This is a genomic window from Streptomyces sp. NPDC047917, assembly GCF_043204345.1.
Classification (GTDB): domain Bacteria; phylum Actinomycetota; class Actinomycetes; order Streptomycetales; family Streptomycetaceae; genus Streptomyces; species Streptomyces sanglieri.
The window spans coordinates 295,449-317,655 of record NZ_JBIDCA010000010.1 but is presented as its reverse complement, the minus strand read 5'-3'; the positions used below and the strand labels follow the sequence as shown (position 1 = coordinate 317,655).

The 22,207-nt window shown below is 70.8% G+C and carries 15 protein-coding genes and 1 pseudogene; 9 read left to right on the top strand and 7 right to left on the bottom strand.

The window, feature by feature from the left end; translation table 11 throughout:
* Positions 1 to 322 precede the first annotated feature (322 nt).
* The 3 genes and pseudogenes from ACGF8B_RS25330 (at position 323) to ACGF8B_RS25320 (ending at position 5,288) form a co-directional block, all read left to right on the top strand.
* Complete coding sequence (locus tag ACGF8B_RS25330; protein WP_392742965.1) at positions 323 to 1,120, top strand: ABC transporter ATP-binding protein; 798 nt, start codon at positions 323 to 325, stop codon at positions 1,118 to 1,120.
* Between the two features lie 84 nt (positions 1,121 to 1,204).
* Complete coding sequence (locus ACGF8B_RS25325) at positions 1,205 to 3,775, top strand: ABC transporter permease (RefSeq protein WP_392742677.1); 2,571 nt, start codon at positions 1,205 to 1,207, stop codon at positions 3,773 to 3,775.
* A gap of 312 nt (positions 3,776 to 4,087) precedes the next feature.
* A pseudogene (locus ACGF8B_RS25320) lies at positions 4,088 to 5,288 on the top strand (IS110 family transposase).
* Here ACGF8B_RS25320 and ACGF8B_RS25315 read toward each other — a convergent pair.
* The 3 genes from ACGF8B_RS25315 to ACGF8B_RS25305 form a co-directional block, all read right to left on the bottom strand.
* Positions 5,281 to 5,769: a hypothetical protein gene (locus ACGF8B_RS25315; protein ID WP_392742674.1), complete on the bottom strand. Its 489-nt coding sequence runs from the start codon at positions 5,767 to 5,769 to the stop codon at positions 5,281 to 5,283. The pseudogene ACGF8B_RS25320 and the gene ACGF8B_RS25315 overlap by 8 nt on opposite strands.
* A 280-nt stretch (positions 5,770 to 6,049) precedes the next feature.
* Positions 6,050 to 6,370: a DUF5959 family protein gene (locus tag ACGF8B_RS25310; protein WP_392742671.1), complete on the bottom strand. Its 321-nt coding sequence runs from the start codon at positions 6,368 to 6,370 to the stop codon at positions 6,050 to 6,052.
* A 430-nt stretch (positions 6,371 to 6,800) separates the two neighbouring features.
* Positions 6,801 to 7,808, bottom strand: a complete 1,008-nt coding sequence (locus ACGF8B_RS25305) for a LacI family DNA-binding transcriptional regulator (protein ID WP_392742669.1) — start codon at positions 7,806 to 7,808, stop codon at positions 6,801 to 6,803.
* Between the two features lie 293 nt (positions 7,809 to 8,101).
* On the opposite strand from ACGF8B_RS25305, the gene ACGF8B_RS25300 reads away from it, so the two are divergent.
* The 4 genes from ACGF8B_RS25300 (at position 8,102) to ACGF8B_RS25285 (ending at position 15,240) form a co-directional block, all read left to right on the top strand.
* Entirely contained in the window at positions 8,102 to 9,397 is a 1,296-nt protein-coding gene (locus ACGF8B_RS25300; protein ID WP_392742668.1) for an MFS transporter, read from the top strand.
* 41 nt (positions 9,398 to 9,438) lie between these two features.
* Positions 9,439 to 10,905, top strand: coding sequence for a sulfatase-like hydrolase/transferase (locus ACGF8B_RS25295; protein WP_392742666.1), 1,467 nt, complete (start codon positions 9,439 to 9,441; stop codon positions 10,903 to 10,905).
* Between the two features lie 26 nt (positions 10,906 to 10,931).
* Positions 10,932 to 13,460: a beta-glucosidase gene (locus ACGF8B_RS25290; protein ID WP_392742664.1), complete on the top strand. Its 2,529-nt coding sequence runs from the start codon at positions 10,932 to 10,934 to the stop codon at positions 13,458 to 13,460.
* A gap of 103 nt (positions 13,461 to 13,563) precedes the next feature.
* Positions 13,564 to 15,240, top strand: a complete 1,677-nt coding sequence (locus ACGF8B_RS25285; RefSeq protein ID WP_392742662.1) for an FAD-binding dehydrogenase — start codon at positions 13,564 to 13,566, stop codon at positions 15,238 to 15,240.
* 19 nt (positions 15,241 to 15,259) lie between these two features.
* Here the strand turns inward: ACGF8B_RS25285 and ACGF8B_RS25280 are convergent, their stop codons facing one another.
* The 3 genes from ACGF8B_RS25280 to ACGF8B_RS25270 all read right to left on the bottom strand — a co-directional run bounded on the left by ACGF8B_RS25280 (position 15,260) and on the right by ACGF8B_RS25270 (position 18,451).
* Positions 15,260 to 16,618, bottom strand: coding sequence for an MFS transporter (locus tag ACGF8B_RS25280; protein WP_392742659.1), 1,359 nt, complete (start codon positions 16,616 to 16,618; stop codon positions 15,260 to 15,262).
* Positions 16,619 to 16,843: 225 nt separating this feature from the next.
* Positions 16,844 to 17,422, bottom strand: coding sequence for a PadR family transcriptional regulator (locus tag ACGF8B_RS25275; protein ID WP_392742657.1), 579 nt, complete (start codon positions 17,420 to 17,422; stop codon positions 16,844 to 16,846).
* A gap of 69 nt (positions 17,423 to 17,491) precedes the next feature.
* Complete coding sequence (locus ACGF8B_RS25270; protein ID WP_392742654.1) at positions 17,492 to 18,451, bottom strand: formylglycine-generating enzyme family protein; 960 nt, start codon at positions 18,449 to 18,451, stop codon at positions 17,492 to 17,494.
* Positions 18,452 to 18,548: 97 nt separating this feature from the next.
* On the opposite strand from ACGF8B_RS25270, the gene ACGF8B_RS25265 reads away from it, so the two are divergent.
* Positions 18,549 to 20,336: a sulfatase gene (locus ACGF8B_RS25265; RefSeq protein WP_392742652.1), complete on the top strand. Its 1,788-nt coding sequence runs from the start codon at positions 18,549 to 18,551 to the stop codon at positions 20,334 to 20,336.
* A 357-nt stretch (positions 20,337 to 20,693) separates the two neighbouring features.
* Here ACGF8B_RS25265 and ACGF8B_RS25260 read toward each other — a convergent pair whose 3' ends face one another.
* The gene (locus ACGF8B_RS25260; RefSeq protein WP_392742650.1) at positions 20,694 to 21,704 is read right to left on the bottom strand and encodes an alpha/beta hydrolase; all 1,011 of its coding nucleotides are present in this window, start codon (positions 21,702 to 21,704) and stop codon (positions 20,694 to 20,696) included.
* A gap of 87 nt (positions 21,705 to 21,791) precedes the next feature.
* On the opposite strand from ACGF8B_RS25260, the gene ACGF8B_RS25255 reads away from it, so the two are divergent.
* On the top strand, positions 21,792 to 22,172 hold the full coding sequence (locus ACGF8B_RS25255) for a MerR family transcriptional regulator (protein WP_392742647.1): 381 nt from the start codon (positions 21,792 to 21,794) through the stop codon (positions 22,170 to 22,172).
* Positions 22,173 to 22,207: the final 35 nt, after the last annotated feature.

Sequence of the window (22,207 nt, the reverse complement as noted above, 5' to 3'; positions counted from 1 at the left end):
TCACACTGCCCTCGGGCACTCCCCGAGTCGTCCGGCCCATCCCGTACGCCCCGGCGCGCCGGGAGGGACTCCATCCTTCGACAGAGACACCGGTCGTCCTGGAGAGGGAGACGGACCACCACTCCCCTGGATCGCCTCTGTCCGGCGACAGAGGCGAAACCACCGCCTGAGGACGATGTCTTCGCAGGTCAGACAGGGTGATGATGGTAAGCGTTCCCGGCCGGGTGCCCCCGGATGCCAAGCGCTCTCCCCTGACGGGGAGGCCCCGGGCCACCCGACCGTCCTCTTCTCACCCCTGTGCCGGAGTGTGTCCATGTCGCCGATGTCCTTCCCGCACCACGCCCCGTACGCGGGCTCCTCCGCTCCACGCCGGCCGGCGGCCCCTCTCGCCGCGAGCACATCCGGCCTGTCGAGGGTGTACGGCAGCGGGGACACACAAGTCGTCGCCCTGGACCGGGTGAGCATCTCCTTCGAAGAGGGCGAGTTCACCGCGATCATGGGCCCCTCGGGCTCGGGCAAGTCGACCCTGATGCACTGCGTCGCCGGCCTGGACTCGGCGTCCTCGGGTTCGGTGCGGATCGGCACCACCGAGCTGAGCCGCCTGAACGACCGGCAGCTCACCGAACTGCGCCGGGACCGGATCGGGTTCATCTTCCAGGCGTTCAACCTGTTGCCCACCCTGACGGCGGTGGAGAACATCACCCTCCCCACGGACATCGCCGGCCGTAAAACCGACCGCCAGTGGCTGGAGACGGTCGTGAACATGGTGGGCCTGTCCGGTCGCCTCGACCACCGCCCCAGCCGGCTCTCCGGCGGCCAGCAGCAGCGCGTGGCCGTGGCCCGGGCCCTGGCCTCCCGGCCCGCGATCGTCTTCGGTGACGAGCCCACCGGAAACCTCGACTCCCGGGCCGGTGCCGAGGTCCTGGGCTTCCTGCGGGAATCGGTGCGGCGACTCGGCCAGACGGTGGTGATGGTGACACACGACCCGGTGGCCGCCGGCTACGCAGACCGGGTCGTCTTCCTCGCCGACGGCCGGCTCGTGGACGAGATGCGGCAGCCCACCCCGGACCGGGTCCTGGACCGCATGAAGGAATTCGACGCCCGGGGCCGCACCAGCTGACCGGGCCGTCCCACCGGTGCTCCCGCCCCGGGGTCCGCTCACGTCGCACTCCCCCTTCCGCCCTCTCACGCCCCGGACACACACATGCTGAAAGCAGCCCTGCGCAACGTCCTCGCGCACAAAGCCCACCTGGTCATGACCGTGCTCGCCCTCTGCCTCGGCGTCGCCTTCGTCAGCGGCGCCCTGGTATTCGGCGAGACCTCCACCGCCGCCAACCGCGCCGCCGCCTCCGAGAACCTCGCCGACCTCTCCGTCCGCGTCAGCCCCATGCCCCCCGGACCCGGGGAGTCCTCGCCCAGGGGCCGGCCCCCGGCGCTCGACGACGCGGCCGTCGCCGAGCTCGCCGGTATCAGCGGCGTCGACAGCGTCCGGCCCTCGATCTCCGGCTCCGCCGTACTGAACACGGCCGACGGCAACCCGATGCGCAGCGCGAAGCGCGGTGGCAACCTGGCCGACGCCTGGATCCCCGGACCCGGCGGCAAGGACCCCCGCTTCCCGATCGCCCAGGGCCGTACACCGCGCACCGGCGACGAGATCGCCCTGGACGCCGGCACCGCCGCCCGCGGCAAGCACCAGATCGGTGACACGGTCACCCTCGCCACCGACGGCCCCGTCATGCACAAGCGGCTGGTCGGCATCGTCACCACCAAGGACACCCGTGTCAGCTCCGGCACCGGCACCCTCGCCCTCTTCGACAAGGCCACCGCCCGCGACATGTTCGGGCAGCCCGGCGCCTACTCGTCCATCGACCTGACGGCCAAGCCCGGCACCGGTGACTTCGACCTGGCAAGGCGCGTCACCGACACACTCGGCGCAGACCGGGTCGAGACCTCCACCGCGAGCGACCTCGTCGCCCAACAGGACCGCTACGTCAGCGTCCTGGTCCGTGGCAACGAGAAGGTCGCCCTGATCTACGCCGTCGTCGCCCTCTTCATCGGCTCGTTCCTGATCGTCAACACCTTCACCATGCTGGTGGCCCGCCGGAGCCGGGAGATCGCCCTGCTGCGGGCCATCGGTGCCTCCCGCCGCCAGGTGATCCGCTCCCTGCTGGTCGAGGCCGGTTTGGTCGGCCTGCTCTCCTCCGCCCTCGGCCTCGCCCTCGGTCTCGCCCTCGCCGCCGCGATGCCCCACTTGATGACCATCGACGGGAGCGCCGCTCCCACCGGGCCCCTCGTGATCGGGGCCACGCCCATCGCCGCCGCGCTCCTCGTCGGCGTCGGCCTCACCGTGCTCTCCGCGTGGCTCCCCTCCCGCAAGGCGTCCAAGATCGCGCCGGTCGAGGCGCTGCGGGCCATCCACCAGCCGCCGTCCGCCACCGCCTCCCGCTACCGGGCCATCGCGGGCGGACTCCTCGCCTTCGGCGGCGCCGCCCTGCTGATCTCCCTCTCGGGAGCCGAGGACGCCTCCGACGAGAACCTCCAGAACGCCGTGTTCGGCGCGTTCGGCCTGATCGTCGGCCTGTTGATGCTGGCCCCGACCCTGGCAGTCCCCATGATCCGGGCCGGCGGCAAGCTCACCACTCGCTTCGGCGTCGCCGGCCGGCTCTCCCGCGAGAACGCCCTGCGCGACCCGCGCCGCACCGCCGCCACCGCCTCCGCCGTCATCGTCAGCACCGCCCTCGTCGCCGGCCTCGCCACCATCGCCCACTCCAGCACGCAGGCCCTCGACCGCCAGGCCGCCGCCGGCCTCACCGCCGACCACCTGATCACCGCCGGCCAGATGACCGGCATCGATCAGGCCACCGCCCGCAAGATCGCCGGCACCCCGGGTGTGCGCAGCGCGAGCGCCGTCGCCGATGGGCAGATCCTCCTCGGCGGCGACAATCTGAGCGTCACCGGTGTCGATCCCGCCGGTCTCGACAACGTGATGAAGCTCGACTTCGTCTCCGGCTCCCTCAAGGGCCTCAAGACCGGTGCCATCGCCGTATCCGAGACCACCGCCCGCGAACACCGTCTCAAGGCCGGCTCCCGGGCCAAGACCACCCCCGGCTTCGGCCGCGACGACATCCGGACCTACACCGTCATCGGCGTCTACCGCGACAACCCCACCGCCGGCCCGGCCATCGGCGACCGCACAGAGATCCAGCGCCTGGACGAGAACAGCGGAGCCGGCCAGCACTTCACCCGGGTCCTCGTCGCCGCCGACAGGAACGGTGTCTCCAAGGCCGAGCTCCTGGAGGCCACCGGCAAGAACCCCCTCCTCACCGTCCAGAGCCGCGACGAGTTCGTCGCCGAGGCGTCCGGTGTCATGAGCATCGTCATCAACCTGATGTACGGCCTGCTCTTCCTCGGCGGCGCCATCTCCGCCCTCGGCATCGCCAACACCCTCGCCTTGTCCGTCACCGACCGCACCCACGAGATCGGCGCCCTGCGCGCCATCGGCATGCACCGCGCCGGCATCCGCACGATGATCCGCCTTGAGGCCCTCACCGTCGCCGCCTTCGGCACCATCCTCGGCGTGGTGAGCGGAACCTTCGGCGCCTGGGCCGTCAGCTCCCTCGCCAACGGCTCCATCAAGCAGTACGAGTTCACCCTCCCCTGGGGAACCCTCCTCGTGGCCTGCGCGCTCTCCCTCGCGGTCGGCATCCTCGCCGCAGCCCTACCGGCCCGCCGAGCCGCCCGCCTCAGCCCCCTGGAGGCCGTCGCCGAATCCTGACCCCGAGCCGCTCGGCAGCGCCACACCGGCGACCCGTACGGCCACGCCGCGTCCCCGCCCATCCGCCCGCCCCCCATTACCTTTTTCGTGGTCCCGCAATGGAGCTCCCGGCCTCCGGGATCGGCATGACTGCTCCCCCCTGTTGAACGTATGGCCCGGGGGGTGGTGTCACCGGTCCCGGAAGCACTGACAGACCGCTGATTAGGGGCATGACCACCGACTCCTCCGGGAGGCAGGGAGGCTCTTCGTAATGTGGATGTGGCGATCGGTGCCGACGGACGGCCGGGTGGGCACGACTGACGGACGCACGTAATCGACACCAGTGACATCGACGTCTACCTCGGTTTGGACGTCGGCAAGGGCGAACACCATGCCACCGCCGTCACCCCGGTCGGCAAGAAGGCGTTCGACAAGCGCCTGCCCAACAGCGAACCGAAACTGCGCGAGGTGTTCGCCAAGCTCCAGGCCAAGCACGGGACCGTGCTCGTCGTGGTCGACCAGCCCGCGTCGATCGGCGCCCTGCCGCTCGCCGTGGCGAGAGACATGGGCTGCCGGGTCGCCTATCTGCCCGGTCTCACGATGCGCCGGATCGCCGACCTATACCCGGGTGAGGCCAAGACCGACGCCCGCGACGCGTTCATCATCGCGGACGCCGCCCGCGCGATGCCCCACACTCTGCGGGCGATCGAACTCGACGACGAGACAGTCGCCGAGCTGGAGATGATCGTGGGGCTCGACGACGACCTCGCGGGCGAGGTGACCCGTGTCGGAAACCGACTCCCCGGCCTGCTCACCCAGATCCACCCTCACCTGGAGCGAGTGATCGGCCCGCGCATCCAGCACCCGGCCGTCCTCACGCTGCTGGAACGGTTCGGATCCCCGGCCCAGATCCGCAAGGCCGGACGCCGACGGCTGGTCAACCTCATACGCCCGAAGGCCCCGAGGATGGCCGAGCGCCTGGTCGACGACATCTTCACCGCACTCGACGAGCAGACCGTCATCGTCCCGGGCACCGATGCCGCCGCACTGATCGTCCCCAGCCTCGCCACCTCGCTGACCGCCGTGCTCGACCAGCGCAAAATCCTGGCCGCCAGGATCGAGGAACTCCTGGAGACCCACCCTCTTTCCCAGGTCCTGACCTCGATGCCCGGCATCGGCGTCAGGACCGGAGCCCGCATCCTCATCGACGTCGGCGACGGCAGTAACTTCCCTTCCGCCGCCCACCTCGCCGCCTACGCCGGCCTCGCCCCGGCGACCCGCAGTTCCGGGTCCTCCATCCGTGGTGAGCAACCATCCCGCCGGGGCAACAAGCAACTCAAAAGGGCCTTCTTCCTGTCCGCGTGCCGCCCTGGCCGACCCTGCATCCAGGACCTACTACGACAAGAAAATCGCCCAGGGCAAACACCACACCCAAGCCATCCTCTGCCTCGCCAGACGCCGAGCCGACGCCCTCTTCGCGATGCTCCGCGACGGCACTTTCTACGAACCACGGCCAGCAGCGGCGGTCACCTGACCAGAGGCTCCGCCAACAGCACCACCTGATCGGCCTCAACATCGAACCCGAGCACCGGATGACTGTGGTTACCGCCCTCGGCATCCATCAGCACCGGCTTGCCCAGCCGCCGCCCGACCACCCGCAAGAAGCCGCAGAACACATCCAGTCGCTCCTGGCCCTGGAGCTCTCGCAGATCAACATCGAAGTCGATCTCCTCCACCGCCCAGAACCGGAAAATCGCCAGCACATCGGCAGCCGGCCAGACCCTCAGCTCCGGGCTCTCAGCGTCAGCCGGGCGAGACAGAACTGCCTCCGCCCGAGGCACTGGCAGCACCGTCTCGCCTTCGGAGTACTGAAACGTCCAGCCGCTCACGCTGACGAGGTCCAAAAGCGCCTGCCAGTCCTCAACCGAGGCACCAGGAACAACCACGTCCGGCAGCGACCCCATCAAATCCGGGTCGAAGAAGCTCACTACGTCATCCCACAACAAGTCAGGCATCACGCCATGCTGCCCCGAACCCCGCCAGAACGCAGCCCGATTCCTTGACGAACCCCATAGGGGCACCCCCCGGCCAGGTACAGCCTCCGCCGCACCGTCTCCGACGACGTCAGCCGCTGCTCACACGCCTCGTTCCGGGGCCCGGGCTGGTTCGTACCGGGTGCCGGCTCCGGGCTGTCACGTGGGAGCCGGCCGGGGCCGGCTGTCGTGAGGGAACCGGATGGGGGAGGTCTTCCTCGCCCTGGGATGCGCACTCGTCTGCCGGCGCCGCCCGGCCCGTTCACTGCCAGAAGTTCGTTGACCGCGGCGATGCCACCACCTTGTTCGGCCAGGCCCTCCGCACCTGCTCGTAGTGCTTACGCAGGTCATCGGCCCAGCCGTGGCCCACGTCCAACCAGACTCGGACCGAAGAGGCCGAGTCGTTGTCGTCCGTCACCGTGACGACGGGCACGGGCACCGGGAACTGGCGGTCGATCTCAATCCGGATCTCGGGACTGCGCAGCCGGCGAAGCTGCTGAGGACGCCGTCGATCAGGACCGTGTGCAGGGCCGAGACGGGGAACAGGCCGTCGGAACCCCCGGTGAGCGCGATCGCCGGCCACCGGGCGAGGCACGCGGCCATGCCCGGCTCGGTCGGCGACGAGATCGGACCCGGGCGGGAGGAAGAGCCGCCGGCCTTTGATACGACCTGCCTCCCGCCGACGGGCCCGGCAACGACCAGCCGGCGCAAGCCCGTCCGCAGGACCTCGTTCGCACCGATGCGGTATCCGGGGCCCCGGGACTTCTCGTCGAACTGCGGCTCCTGCACCCTTTCCTTCTGGGACCGGTCGTCGACTGTCGTGCGCTTGACAGCCCGAGGCCCTGCGGCGGGCCTCCACCGGGCCGGCCCAGGTGCGTGCTTCGCGGGATGTGCCGACCGGTGCGGCGAGCTTCCGTGGGAGCCGGGGCCGTCGGCGCGGGGCCGGGTACACGCGCGCGACCTGTCGTCTCTGCGGCGGGACACGACGCCTGTCGTCTCTTTGGTGGGAATGGTCAAGCGGAGCTCCGGGTGATGATTCTCGGCTGGGCGATCTCAGCGAGGCCGGGGTCGAGTTCCTCGCCGCCGAGAAGCCGCTCTATCGAGGAGGCGACCGCGACAGCGCCTTCCACGGGGTCCAGATAGGTGGTGGTGAGGCCGGGACGAAGGGCAGCGCCGAGCGGATGGTTGTCGGTGCCGATGACGGCGATGTCCTCCGGCACCCAAAGGCCGGCGTCGGTCAGGGCCTGGATGAGGACGAGGCCGAACTCGTCGTTGTAGCTGTAGACGGCGTCCGGCCGCCGATGGGGGTCGCGCCAGATGCCGACCGTCGCCGCGAGGCTGTCGGTCGTCAGGGCGCAGTCGACCCGTTGGACCGGTACGCCCGCTTTTCCCGCGACCGTCGTCACGGCGTCGAATCGGTCACGGGCGAGGGCGGCGATGTCGCCGCCGGGAACGAGGCAGGCAAGCCGGCGGTGCCCTCGGTCCAGGAGGTACTGGGCGGCGAGTTCGGCCACCGAGACGCTGTCGACCACGATCGTCGTCGCGTAGGAAAGGGGGCGGCGGGCTTCGAGGAGAACGTGGTCGACGCCTGCCTGCCGGAGCAGTCGCACCGCTTCCTCGGGGCATCGGTCGGCCGCCACGAGCACGGCGGCGGGCCGGTGTTCGGCCCACAGGCGCGCTCCGGCCACTCCGCTCGCCTCACGGTCGCCATGGATGAGCAGCGTGAGACCGCGCGTGGTGAGTTCCCGGTCGAGGATCTCCAGGTAGGTGGTGCGCGCGGGGGCGAGCGGAAGGCGCGGCATGGGAAGCAGCACGATGTTGCTGCGGCCCGCTCGGAGCATCCGGGCCGAGGCATGCGGGGTGTAGCCGAGTTCACGTACGGCGGCAAGGACCCGGCGCCGGGTCTCGTCACCGATGGGCCGGTCCCGGTCGTCGTTCAGGACCGAGGACACGGTGGTGCGGGAGACCCCGGCGAGTCGGGCGACATCCGCGCTCGTCGGGCGGCGCTGGGCGGGGCTCACGTTCGGTCGGCTCCTGTTCGGTCGCGGCGGCCGCAGCGCGGCCGTCAGGCCAGGACGGCCCGCCACGAAAACGAGCCGGACACGTGTCCATCCTGTTGTCACCCATCTTACGAGTCGAGGGCAAGAATCTCACCTGCTTGCTCTTGTTTCTGCGTTCATTCACGTGTCACGCTGACGAACGACCAAGGTGGACACGTGTCCACCTGTTGTCCTTCCGGGCTGCAGCCGACCTCTTTTGTTCCCGTCCGCCACGCGCCCCGGCCCGATCCCCGCCGAGCAACGGAGGTGTCCGCATGGACACGGTCGAACCCGCAACGCCTGCCACCGGCGGCGCAGCCGCTCTCGCAGGCCCCGCGTCGGCGGCGCAGCCGCCCCGTGTCGGGGCCGGCTTCATCGTTGCCCTGACCGGTGCGTACTTCGGCACCTGGCTGGCTCTGCTCCCCGCCGTCCAGATCACGCTCGCGCTGCGGGTGCAGCAGATCGCGCCCGACGACAAGGCAGCGGTGCTGTCGACGGTTCTGGCCGTCGGTGCCGTCGTCGCGCTCCTCGGTCAGAACGTCTTCGGGCTCCTCTCCGACCGGACGACGAGCCGGTTCGGTATGCGGCGCCCATGGATCGCCCTCGGCGCCGTGTCCGGCGCAGTCAGCCTGGTCCTGCTCGCCACCGCGGCAAACACGGGCATGCTCGTCTTCGCCTGGGCACTGACGCAGTTGACGTTCAACATCCTGCTGGCGGGCCTCAATCCCGTCATTCCCGATCAGGTTCCCCCGTCCCAGCTCGGCCGGGTCACCGCGCTCGCCGGTCTGACCACCCAACTCGGCGTCGCGGGCGGCGCCTTCCTCGTCCAGGCGCTGCTGCCCAACCTGACCGCCGCCCTCCTGATCCCCGCCCTCTTGTGCCTGGTGGGCGCCGGTGTCCTGCTGCGTGTCCTGCCGGACCGACGCCTTGCGCAGGCCCGGCGCGCTCCGCTGACGTGGCGTACCTGGTTGCGCGCCTACTGGGTCGACCCCCGCAAGAAGCCCGACTTCGCGTGGGCCTGGCTCTCCCGTTTCCTGGTCGGCTTCGGCAACGTGACCCTGAGCAGCTACCAGACGTACTTCCTCATGGACCGCTTCGGATACGACGAGGACGCCATCGGGGGCGTCGTGTTCAAGGCTCTGCTGGTCAACGCCGTCTGCGTGGTTCTGGCCAGCGTGGTCTTCGGGGCGCTGTCGGACCGACTGCGCAGACGGAAGCCCTTCGTCCTCCTCTCGGCGGTCGTGCTCGCGCTGGCCCACGTCATGGCCGCGTTCGCGCCGTCCCTCGGCTGGTATCTCGTGGCGACCGCGATCGCCGGCATCGCCGGAGGCTGCTACCTGGCCGTCGATCTGGCGCTGGTCGCCGAGGTGCTGCCGTCGCGTGCCGACACCGGCAAGGACATGAGCGTGTTCCACCTGGCCCAGGTACTTCCCCAGTCGGTGGCTCCCGCCGTCGCCCCGCTCTTCCTCGCCGTCGGCGACGGGGAGAACTACGCGGCCTTCTTCCTCGGCGGAGCGGCCATCGGCCTGATCGGAGCAGTGTGCAACCAGCGCATCCGCTCCGTCCGCTGACCCCTCACACCTTCCGGTCCCCCTCATGGAAAGGCCCCCACGTGTCCCGCCCCAACTTCGTGATCTTCGTGCCGGACCAACTGCGCGCAGACGCGGTCGGCGCGTTCGGAAACCCGCACGCCCGCACCCCGCACATGGACGCCCTCGCCGCCCGCGGCACCCGGTTCACGCAGGCGTACGTACAGCACCCGGTGTGCTCGCCCAGCCGTGCCTCGTTCCTCACCAGCCTCTACCCGCACACCGCGGGCCACCGCACCCTGACCCATCTACTGAAGGCCCACGAGCCGAATCTGCTCAGGATCCTGAAGGACGCCGGCTACCACGTCACCTGGGCCGGAGCCCGCGGCGACACCTTCGCCCCGGGTGTCACCGAGGCGAGCGTGCACGAGTACGGCTTCTCCGTCGCCCCGACCGTCGGCTTCGGCGGCGAGTACCCCGACGGCGTCTGGTCCCGGCTCTTCTACCGCGGTCTCGTCCCGGACGACGGGCGTGTCGATCCCGACGAGGCCGCCGTGCGCACCGCAGAGGAGTGGCTGCGCGAACCTCCGCCGGCTCCGTGGGTCCTTTTCGTTCCCCTCGTCGCCCCGCACTGCCCCTTCCAGGTCCCCGAACCCTGGTACTCGCAGACCGACCGCGCGACCGTCCCCGACCCGGTACCACCGGGCGATCCGGCACGCGAGCCGCGGTTCATGGCCGCCCTGCGCGAGCAGTACGAACTCGGCGAGGTCACCGCCGAGCAGTGGCGTGAGGTCGCGGCCACCTACCACGGCATGGTGTCCCGCCTCGACGACCACCTCGGGCGCGTACTGGCGGCCGTCGACGGCGCGGGCGCGGCGGACCGCACGGTGACGCTGTTCTTCGCCGATCACGGCGAGTACCTCGGGGACCACGGGCTGATCGAGAAGTGGCCATCGGCCATGCACGACTGCATCACCCGTGACCCGCTCATCATCAGCGGCCCTGGCCTCGGGCTCGGCCGCGATGAGGTCTGCGAGGAGATGGTGGAGCTCGTCGACATCCTGCCCACCGTGCTCGAACTCGCCGGTGTCGAGGCCCCGCACTCCCACTTCGGACGCAGTCTGGTCCCGCTCCTGAAGGACTCGTCGGCCCCGCACCGTGAATTCGCCTTCACCGAGGGCGGATTCACCGTCGCCGAGGAACCCCGGATGGAGTATGCCGCCTTCCCCTACGACCGTAAGTCGGCCCTCCAGCACACGGATCCCACCCTTGCCGGCAAGGCCGTCGCCGTACGTGACCGGAAGTGGACGTACGTGTGGCGCCTGTACGAAGAGCCCGAGCTGTACGCGCGCGGCGAGGACCCGCACGAGCGGGTCAACCTCGCGGGCCGGCCCGAACACGCCGCGGTCCAGCAGCGCATGCACGACGCGATCCTGCGGTGGCTGGTCGAGACCGCGGACGTCATCCCCGCCGATGCCGATCCCCGGCTCCCGGCCGTCGACCTCCCCGTCCCGGGAGCCGCCGCACGACGCGGCGTGCCCCGGCCCTGACCAGCCCTACGAGGAAGCACACCACCATGGCGATTCCCGGTGACGTGACCACCGACGCATACCCGGACGACCCCACCAACAGCAAGGTGGTCGAGGCGGCGCTCGCCCGTCTCGACCTGGACTCCAAGGCCCGCCTGCTGGCCGGCCAGGACCTGTGGTCCCTGCCCGCCCTGCCCGAGATCGGGCTCGCCTCCCTCGTCATGTCCGACGGGCCGGTCGGCGTGCGCGGCTCCGGCTGGGCGCCGGAGGATCCGTCTCTGACGCTGCCCAGCCCGACCGCGCTCGCCGCCAGCTGGGACCCGGAGCTCGCCCGGCGGGCGGGGCGCGTCCTGGCCCAGGAGGCCCACCGCAAGGGCGTCCACGTGCTGCTCGCCCCGACGATCAACCTGCACCGCTCCCCGCTGGGCGGCCGGCACTTCGAGGCGTACTCCGAGGACCCGCTGCTCACCGCCCGGATCGGCGCCGGCTACGTCACCGGCGTGCAGGAGAGCGGTGTCGCCGCGACGCTCAAGCACTTCGTCGCCAACGACGCGGAGACCGAACGCTTCACTGTCGACAATCACGTCGGCGAACGCACGCTCCGAGAGCTGTATCTGGCCCCGTTCGAGGAGATCATCGCCACCGCGCACCCGTGGCTGCTCATGTCCGCATACAACTCGGTCAACGGCTCCACCATGACCGAGCACCGTGCCCTTCAGGTCGACGTGGTGCGCAGGGAATGGGGCTACGACGGTGTCGTCGTCTCGGACTGGCTGGCCGCCCGCGACACCGTGGGGGCCGTCGAAGGCGGTCTCGACGTGGCGATGCCCGGTCCGCAGACCGTCTTCGGCCCCGCGCTCGCGGCAGCCGTCCGCGCGGGGAAGGTGGCCGAGGCGACCGTCGACGCCGCCGTGCGCCGTGTCCTGCTGCTCGCCGCCCGGCTCGGGCTCCTCGCCGGCGCCGAACCGGCCGTCCCTGCCGCCCGCAGGCCCGCGCCGGTCAACGGGACGGCGTGCGCCCGCGAGATCGCCGCCCGCTCCTTCGTCCTGCTCCACAACAGACAGAGCATCCTGCCCCTGAAACCGGCCGGCATCGGTGGCATCCTGCCCCTGCACCCGGCCGGGATCGGCGGCATCGTGCTCATCGGCCACGCCGCCCGCCACGCCCGCGTCCTGGGCGGCGGCTCCGCGACCGTCTTCCCCGGGGCCGTCGTCTCACCGCTGGAGGGCTTGCGGGCCGCCCTGCCCGAAGGCATCCCGCTCACCTGGGTCCGAGGCGCCGACCTCAGTGACGGTCTCTCCCCCGCCGCCGAGGGCTTCGCCCTGCGCGCGGTCCTCCGCGACGCGCGCGGGACCGTGCTCGCGGACCAGCCCCTGCCGGACGGACGCATCCGGTGGATGGCCGAAACCCTGCCCGGCGGCGCCGACTTCGACGCGCTGGACACCGTTGAGATCGTCGGCACCTTCGTCCCCCGGACCGGCGGGCTGCACACGTTCGGCACCCGCGGTCTCGGCGCCTTCCGCCTCACCGTCGGCAGCGCGACGCTCTTCGACGGCGTCCACCGCCCGGCCGACGCCGACCCCCTCGCCGCCATCACCGGCCCCCCGGTCGAGCGCGGTGTCGCGGACCTCCCTGCCGGGGTGCCGGTCGAGGTCAGGCTCCTGGCCTCGGCGCCGAAGATGAGTTACGGATCTCTGCGGGGCGTGACCTTCGGGCTCGCCCACCGTGAACCCGTCGGCGAGGACGACCAGTTGATCGAGGAGGCGGTGGCCGCGGCGACGGCCGCCGGCACCGCGATCGTCGTCGTGGCCACCACCGAGACCGTGGAGAGCGAGGGCTTCGACCGCAGCAGTCTGCGCCTTCCGGGACGACAGGACGAACTCGTCGCCCGCGTCGCCGCCGCCAACCCGCGCACCGTCGTCGTGGTCAACGCGGGCGCCCCCGTCGAGATGCCCTGGCGGAACGACGTCGCCGCCGTCCTCGTGACCTGGTTCCCCGGGGAGCAGGGCGGCGCCGCCCTCGCCGATGTCCTCCTCGGCCATGCCGAACCCACCGGACGGCTCCCCACCACCTGGCCCGGCCGTCTGGAGGAGGCGCCTGTCCGAGAGGTCACCCCGCGAGCCGGTGTCCTGCGCTACTCCGAGGACATGTTCATCGGCTACCGGGCCTGGCAGCGACACGACAGCGAGCCCGCGTACCCCTTCGGTTTCGGACTCGGCTACACCAGCTGGGAGTACGAACACATCGAGCTCGTCGATGCCCGCACCGTACGCGTCCGGACCCGCAACACCGGCAGCCGTCACGGCCGCGCCGTCGTCCAGATCTATGTGAGCCCCCCGGACGCCACACCGGCCGGCGGGCCCCGGCGCCCCGAACGGTGGCTGGCCGGCTTCGCTTCCTTCACCGCGAGCCCCGGCCGGACGACCGAGGCGGACGTCACCCTGCCGGAGCGCGCGTTCCAGACCTGGGACACCACGTCCGGCTCCTGGGCCACTCTCCCCGGCCGCTACACCGTCCACGCCGCCCACGACGCGACCGCACCCGGCCTCTCCACCGAACTGCACATCACGGGCTGACCGCCCCACCGACCGCTGTGGGACCGGAACCTGACGGCCGGTCCCACAGCACCCCACCGCACCCTCCGCCCTGGCCACAGCGGCGGAAGAAGGAGACAGATCCATGGACGCCGACGTCATCATCGTCGGAGCCGGCCTCGCCGGTCTGGTTGCCGCACACGAACTCACCGCACGGGGACGGCGTGTCGCCCTCGTCGACCAGGAAGGGCCGACCGACCTCGGAGGCCAGGCGCACTGGTCGTTCGGCGGTCTCTTCCTCGTCGACTCACCCGAACAGCGCCGCATGGGCGTCAAGGACTCGTGCGAGCTGGCCTGGAACGACTGGCAGGGCAGCGCGCGGTTCGACCGGCTCGACGACGAGGACTCCTGGGCGGTCCGCTGGGCCCGCGCCTACGTCGAATTCGCAGCCGGTGAGAAGCGCTCGTGGCTGACCGGCCACGGTTTGTCCTTCCTGCCCACCGTCGGCTGGGCCGAACGCGGCGACCTCCGGGCCGATGGACACGGCAACTCCGTGCCCCGCTTCCACGTCACCTGGGGCACCGGCCCCGGTGTCGTCGAGCCCTTCGTGCGCCGCGCCCAGGAAGCCGCGGCAGACGGCGAACTCACCTTCCACCACCGCCACCGCGTGGACGAACTCCTCGTCGAAGCCGGCACGGTCAAGGGTGTGAGGGGTGCACGGCTGGCCGATGACCGTTCGCCGCGCGGGTCGGCCTCCAGCAGGGACGTCGTGGGCGAGTTCGAACTCACCGCACAGGCCGTCGTCCTCACCACCGGCGGCATCGGCGCCAACCACGACCTCGTACGGCGCCACTGGCCCGACCGCCTCGGCACTCCGCCCGCTCACATGGTGACCGGCGTCCCCGCCCACGTCGACGGACGCATGCTCGGCATCAGCGCGGCGGCCGGCGTGCGGCTGGTCAACCGCGACCGCATGTGGCACTACACCGAAGGGCTGCGCAACTGGGACCCGATCTGGCCCGGCCACGGCATCCGCGTCCTGCCCGGCCCCTCCCCGATGTGGTTCGACGCCCTCGGCCGGCGTCTGCCGGACCCCTGTCTGCCCGGCTACGACACCCTCGGCACCCTCCGGCACCTGCGCACCACACCGGACATCGCCGCCCATGACCACTCCTGGTTCATTCTCACCCAGAAGGTCATCGAGAAGGAGTTCGCCCTGTCCGGGTCGGAACAGAACCCCGACATCACCGGCAAGGACCGTGCCGCCTTCCTCCGTGCCCGGCTGCTCGGCAAGGGGGCGCCCGCACCCGTGGAGGCGTTCAAACGCCACGGCGAGGACTTCGTCGTCGCCGACACACTCGACGAACTCGTCGCCGGAATGAACCGCCTGACCGACGAGCCGCTCCTCGACCCGGCTGCGATCCGACGCCAGATCGAGGCCCGGGACCTGCAGATCGCCAACCCCTTCAGCAAGGACTCCCAGATCCAGGGCATCCGCAACGCCCGCCGCTACCTCGGCGACCGCCTCGGCCGTGCTGCCGCCCCGCACCGCATCCTGGACCCCGCCGCCGGCCCTCTCATCGGCGTGAAGCTCCATGTCCTGACCCGCAAGACCCTCGGCGGCATCCAGACCGACCTCGACTCCCGGGCCCTCGGCCACGACGGCCGGCCCGTCGAGGGTCTCTACGCCGCCGGCGAGGTGGCCGGATTCGGGGGCGGCGGCGCCCACGGCTACAACGCCCTGGAAGGCACCTTCCTCGGCGGCTGCCTCTTCACCGGCCGCCGGGCCGGCCGTGCCGCCGCTGCCCAGACAGGTGCCTGACCTCGGTGACGGTGCTGTCTCACCCGTCGGCGTCGTCCCGGCCGGCGGCGGCCCGACGGTCCAGTTCGTCCGTCAGAGCCGCAGCGTCGCGCGGACAGGTCCGGTAGAGGAAGGACACCAGCGCACCGTTGGCCAGCACCAGCAGGACCACGATCCACAGGAACGCGGTCTCAAGACCAAAGGCGTCACCGAGGTAGCCGACGAGCAACATGGTCAAGGCCCAGGCGGCTGCCTCGGCGGAGAACATGAGGGCGAAGGCGGCACCGCGCAACTCCGGTGCGACGACCGACATGACGATGGGCCGGTTGATGCCCGGGTTGCAGCCCTGAAGAGCGGCGAGCACGCCGAACAGCGCGAAGTACACGGCCAGGGACGACCAGGCGACCTGGGTGGCGAACCAGCCGATCAGCCCGTAGGCGACAATGACGATCTGCATCATCATGACCCGGCCCGTCCTCGGATCGCGCCGGTGCACCCGGTCGGTGACCAGCCCGCCGAGGAGGGTGCCGACAAGATACGCGAGGGCGTACGGCACGGTGACCAGGGACGCTTGGGCGTTGCTGAAGCCCCGTACGTCCACGAGGAAGGTGACACCGAAACTCAGCAGGACGAACTGGCCGTTCGTCAGGCGTTGCGCGTACATCACCAGCAGGGTGCGGTTGCGCAGCAGATGCCGGACGCTCGCCCAGCTCAGCGGACGTTTCACGCCGGCCGTCCGCTTCATGGCGGCGAGCTGGGGTTCACCGGCCCCCACGCCGGGGTCGCGCAGGAACAGCAACGCCAGGACGCCGAACAGGACTTGGATCGAACCCGTTATGAAGAAGCCGTAGCGCCAGCCGTCCTCGACATCGGAGAGCAGACCGAGCAGCGGCCCGGCGAGCCCCGAGCCCAGGGCGGCCAGACCGTACAGATATCCGGTGGCACGGCCGCGCGTCCGGTCGTCGTAGAGGTCGGCCAGGAGCGCGTTGGCCAGGGGGGCACCGCCCGCGACGCCCGCGGCGGCCATGCCGAACAGAATCAGCAACTGCACGTAGTTCTGCGCGAATCCCGATGCGATCGTCCACACCCCCCACAGACCGGAGCAGACCGCCAGCACGGTCGTGCGGGAGTAGCGCTGTGCCACGGCCACCCAGACGGGGGCGGTGACCATGCCCGCCAGCTTGCCGACCGCCCCCAGCAGACCGAGTGCGGCGAGCGGGAGTCCCAGTGCGGTGCGCAAGGCGGGAAAGAGCACCGAGACGACGCTGGACTCACCGTTGTCGGCGCTCAGGAGGCCGCCGAGCAGGGTGAGTTGGTGTCCGCGCCGCGGCTGCTCCGCCATGGCTGCGGGGGGTTTGCGGACCTGTGCCGGTGCAGGGGGTATTGCTTCGGTCGGCATGCTGCGACTCCTGTGGGTGCCGGGAGCTGATGCGGGGACGCGGAGATGCGGAGATGCGGGGCCTCATGACAGAGCGGGCCCCGGAACGTCGTGCGGCTGTGCCCCCGGCACACGCAGGATTGGCGCGTGGCTCGGCACGAGCACGCGTCAATGCCGGGAGGGAGGGGTGACCGCCCGCCGCCGGTGGGGCGACCGGCGCGGATGAAGCATTGGCGCCGGGCAGGGTCAGCCGTTGTCGCGAGCCTTCACACGCGCTTCGAGGCGTGCCTGGGTGAGCTGGAGCCAGGCGATGTACGAGGCGCCGAACGCGTAGCCGTGCTCGTGGGCCAAGGTGTGGGTCTCACGGGCCCAGTCGGCGTCCAGCTCAGGAATCTGCGGGTCGTACGGGTCGGGGAACGGCAAGGCCGGCGAGGTCGCCTGGTGTTCGATCCGGTACGCCAACTCCGTGCGGACCACGTCGAGCGCGATCCCGGGATCGAGCTGCCCGGCGAAGACGAAGCGCAGTTTGAAGTCGGGGTCCATGGGGCGCGAGGACGGTTCGAACGGGGAGCGGGCCCATTCCAGCAGAGCCGCGCGGCCTTCCTCCGTCAGCCGGTACACCTTGGCGTCGGGCCGGCCCTCGCGAGGATCGACATCGAAGGCCACCCGACCCTGCTCCACCAGTTTGCCGAGTCGGCGGTAGATCTGCGGCAGCTGCACGTCGTAGCCGATGTACCGGCCCGGACCATCCATCCACCGGCGCAGGTCGTAGCCGGAGAAGCGGCGCAGTGTCAGAACGCCCAAGATCACGTAGTCGAGCTGCATCCACGCCGCCTATGTTCGCAGGAACCTATGCGCCTCAGGTTCACCCTGGGGAGACGCGGTGTCAAGACTTCATGCCGACGCAACGCAGCGGAAACCCGCGTGGCCACTGGAGCTGTCCGGGGTGTTGGCGCTGCGAGCGGCCACGCGGTAGCGGTTGCAGTACGAGCGGTGACACATGTGCGAGCCGCCTCGGATGACCTTCGTCGTCCCGGCCGCCGGGCCCGCCGGATCCACCAGGGGACGCGTGGCAGGGTGGTCGGTGGTCCACCAGTCGGCGCACCACTCCCACACGTTGCCCGACATGTTGAAGAGGCCGTACCCGTTCGGCTCGAAGGCGTCGGCCGGAGCCGTGGCCCGGTAGCCGTCGGCGGCGGTGTTCTTCGACGGAAAGGTGCCGCGCCAGATGTTGCAGCGGTGGGCGCCGTCCGGGTCCAGCTCGTCGCCCCACGGGTAGCGCTTCCGGTCCAGACCGCCGCGGGCCGCGTACTCCCACTCGGCCTCGGTCGGCAGCCGCTTGCCTGCCCAGGCCGCGTAGGCGGCGGCGTCGTTCCACGAGACGTGCACCACCGGGTGGTCGCCCCGGTCGGCGATGTCGCTGCCCGCCCCTTCGGGGCACTGCCAGGTCGCCCCCTGTACGCCGCACCACCACGGTGTCCGCTCCGGGCGCGGGGCCCCGCGCCGCAGCGCGGCGGTGAGGAAGCCGGCGAACACGTACGACCAGCCGAACCGCTCCGCCTCGGTGACGTGCCCGGTGGCCTCGACGAACCGGGCGAACCGGTCGTTGGTCACCGCGCAGGCATCCATGCGAAACGGCTTGAGCCGCACCGCCCGCACCGGCCCCTCGCCGTCGGCGGGAAACCCCTCGGTGTCGTCGGCCCCCATCAGGAACTCGCCACCGGGCAGCGCCACCATGTCGTCCGTGGAGACCTCGCGACCAGGCAGTGGGCCTCGGAACGGCCCCGGCGGCGCGGCCGACCGGCCGGTGGAAGGGCCGCAGCAGGGGGCGGGGGACGGCGTGCGCTCGTGCATGGGGGTTTGCTCCTTCCGGGCTGCCGGGACTTCCCGACGCAGCACCTATGTTCTAACGTACATAACAACGTTTGATCGGCCCAGCGAGGAGGCGCCCATGAAGGCCGTCATGGTCATGTTCGACACGCTCAACCGCCGCTTCCTGCCGCCCTACGGCGCGGACTGGACGCACGCACCCAGCTTCAGCCGCCTCGCGCAGCGCACGGCGACCTTCGACACCTGCTACGCCGGGTCCATGCCGTGCATGCCGGCCCGCCGGGAGCTCCACACCGGGCGCTACAACTTCCTGCACCGAGGTTGGGGTCCGCTCGAACCGTTCGACGACTCGGTGCCGCAGCTCCTTGGCGACAACGACGTGTACACGCACCTGGTCACCGACCATCTGCACTACTGGGAGGACGGCGGCGCCACCTACCACGGGCGATACCAGACCTTCGAGTTCTTCCGCGGTCAGGAGGGCGACGCCTGGAAGGGACAGGTCGCCGACCCGGAGGTCCCCGACGCGATCCGTGCCCGACGCGACCACATCTGGCGCCAGGACTGGGTCAATCGGCAACACCTCACCGACGAGGCGGACCATCCGCAGACCCGCACCTTCGACGCGGGCCTGGAGTTCCTGCGCACCAACCACACCGCGGACAACTGGTTCCTTCAGATCGAGACGTTCGACCCGCACGAACCCTTCTTCAGTTACGACCGCCACAAGCAGCACTACCCGCATGCCTACGACGGCCCGCATTTCGACTGGCCCGACTACAAACAGGTCCAGGAGACCGACGAGCAGACCGAGCACGCACGCCGTGAGTACGCCGCACTGCTGTCGATGTGCGACCAGTCGCTCGGCCGTGTGCTCGACACCATGGACGAACTCGACCTGTGGGACGACACGCTGCTCATCGTCAACACCGACCACGGTCTGCTGCTCGGTGAGCACGGCTGGTGGGGCAAGAGCGTCCAGCCCTGGTACGACGAGACGATCCACACGCCGCTGTTCGTGTGGGATCCGCGCAGCCGCATCCAGGGCGAGCGCCGCCGGGCTCTCGTCCAGACCATCGATCTCGGCCCCACCCTCCTGGAGTTCTTCGGTGTCGACCGCACTCCGGACATGCAGGGCCGACCGCTGCGGCAGACGGTGGCCGACGACACCCCGGTACGCGAGGCCGGCCTGTTCGGCGGGTTCGGCGGGCACGTCAGCGTCACCGACGGCCGGTACGTGTACATGCGCGCCTGCGCGGACCCCGGCAACCGGCCGTTGCACGAACACACCCTCATGCCCACCCACATGCGTGGCCGCTTCAACCCTGCCGAGCTCAGGGAGGCCGAGCTGGTTCCCCCCTTCGCGTTCTCCAAGGACGTCCCTCTGCTGAAGGTGCCGGGACACCCCCTGTCCAACCCGTACGCCTTCGGAACCCTCCTCTTCGACCTGCACACCGACCCCGGCCAGGAGAACCCTCTCCTCGACGACAGCCTCGAACTGCGCATGGCCACCCTGCTCACCGAGCGACTGCGCGCCGCGGACGCGCCCATGGAGCAGTACGAGCGCCTCGGTCTCCCCGCGGCAGGCCCGGTGACAGCCGGGCACCTCCTCGCCCGCGCCCAGAAGCCGCAGGCAGACGCCTCCGTGCAGCCCCCGCCCCGCCCCGAGGAATTTCCCACGGGCCCCGTCAGCGTCCACGTGCCCCTGCGCGAGCTCCTCGCCCACCCTGAAGCCGAATCCGTCCTGCGCACTCACTTCGCCGCACTCCTCGACGGCCCCTTCGCCAGCGCCGCAGCAGGCCTCTCCCTCCTTCAGATCGCCGCCTTCGCCATCGGTCTGCTCCCGGGCGACCGGCTCCGGACGATCGCGGCCCGACTCGCCGAGATCGACACCACGGCGCTGAAGTAGCCGCCGTCGGTGGGCGCGGCCGGCGCTGCACCACGTCGCACCATTCGGTCCTGCGGAACACCACGTCTCCTCCGCGCTCGCTGTCCGGATGCGCGCCGAGGCTCCGGAAGCGGAGTACTTCCCCCGCGGCACTGGCCGCGGTCTCGGTTCCGGTCTCCTCTGCCGCCGTCCGGGACACCGGGAACCCACCAGCGAACCTCTGCGGGCACCGGCGGCGTGCTGGTGTCCCATGTGTGGCCACCGGCGAGTGCCGGGGAGGCCGGCGACGAGGGTGTGTGGCCGGAGGCCCGCACCGCGCTGCGTTGCGGGGCGGCCGAGCGCCTCGCAACGCAGCCCGGTGCGGGCGGATTGGCTGGACTACTGGGGTCCACCCGGTGCGCGGGAGGAGTGCAGGGCCCGGTTGAGTGCGGTCATGCGGTAGTCGGTGATACGGGTGCTGAGTTCCGCGTCGGGCGCGAGCAGTTCACCGGCGTGGATTCCCCCGGGATAGACGTGGAGTTCGACGGGGACGCCGGCCTGCATGAGCCGGCTGGCGTAGATGAGGTCTTCGTCGCGGAACAGGTCGAGGTCGCCGACGTCCAGGTACGTGGGCGGCAGTCCGCCGAGATCGTCGGCCCGGGCGGGGGCGGCGTAGGGGCTGACGCGGTCGGTGCCGATCCTGTCGCCCAGGAGGGACTGCCAGCCCTGGAGGTTGGCGGCACGGTCCCAGATGCCGATGTCGGTGATCTCGTGGCTGGACGGTGTCGTGTTGCGGTCGTCGAGCATCGGGTAGGGCAGCATCTGGAAGGCCGGGCGAGGGCCTCCGCGGTCGCGGGCTAGCAGGGCGACGCCGGCGGCCAGGCCACCACCCGCGCTGCCGCCGTAGAGGGCCAGTCTGCCGGGGTCGATGCCGAGCGAGGAGGCGTTGCGGGACATCCACAACAGTGCGGCGTAGCAGTCCTCGACGGGGGCCGGGTCGGGGTGTTCGGGTGCCAGGCGGTAGTCGACGGAGACGACGACCGCGCCGACCGCCTCGACGAGGGGCAGCACCTGCCTGTGGTCGGTCAGGACGCTGCCGGTGATCATGCCGCCGCCGTGGATGTACAGGATGCCCGGGAGAGTGCCGGCGTCCGTGCCGTCTGCGGGGCGGTAGATCCGTACGTTCAGCTCCGGGCCGTCGGCCGGGCCGGGCACGATGAGGTCTTCGTACCGCACCCGGTCATTGGGCGGCAGCGCGGCGAGGGCCGCTCGGTTCATCTCCTCGTACAGTTCGCGCTGGCGCGGGATGTCGAAGTTGATGAGGCCGCCGGGTCCGGTCAGCGCGTGCAGATTCCGCAGGCCCTGGCGGGTCTCGGGGTCGATGCGGTCGGTCGGGCTCGGGTTGGACATGTGTTTCCTTTCGGGGGCTGGGATGACGTAACGTAAAACCCTCACGTGAGCGTGAGGGTCAATCGGCGATGGCGTGAGGTAGGACACATGAAGATCGGCGAGCTCTCGCGGATAACCGGCGTCAGCGTGCGCGCGCTGCGCTATTACGAGGAGGAGGGGCTGATCCGGCCGACCCGGAGCAGCAACGGCTATCGCGACTTCTGCGACGGCGCCGACGAGGTGGTTCGGCAGATCCGCGGACTGATCGAGTGCGGGCTGCCCACCCGGATCATCCGCGACATCCTGCCGTACCTGGACGGTCCGTCGGATCTGCTGCCGCCAGTCCCCTGCGCGCAGATGCTCGACCAGGTGGCAGCCGAGCGGGAGCTCCTCGACAGCCGCATCCAGTGTCTGACCCGCAATCGCAACGCCGTCGACGCCTATCTGCGAGCTGCCCGGAGGGCCGCTCGTGCGACGGCGGACGGATGAGGTCGGGCTTGGCGGGCACCCGGATTTGACCTTCA